1 protein-coding gene is annotated in these 213 nt (G+C 63.8%); it reads left to right on the top strand.

Annotation, left to right across the window (positions count from 1 at the left end):
- Positions 1 to 213 (top strand): hypothetical protein (locus tag AF337_RS43385; protein WP_160320371.1); only part of this gene is annotated, 213 nt, incomplete at both ends.

Genomic DNA, 213 nt, shown 5'->3' on the forward strand with positions numbered 1-213 from the left:
ACTGCGACCAATCTCGACATCCAGGCGGAGACGTCGCTCGTCGCTGACGTCGACGCCCGCTTCTCGGCGGCCCTGCCGGCCGCGGCGTTGCTTAAGCTCATGAAGAAGGGCACGCCGAGTTCGACGGCGATCCTTGAGCTGCTGTCTGATGAAGCAGACGAAGACGCCGCGCGAAGTGTTGCCAGCAAGTGCGCTATTCAGCTTGCCGGCACG

This window comes from Rhizobium ecuadorense, from assembly GCF_001187535.1.
Lineage (GTDB): Bacteria > Pseudomonadota > Alphaproteobacteria > Rhizobiales > Rhizobiaceae > Rhizobium > Rhizobium ecuadorense.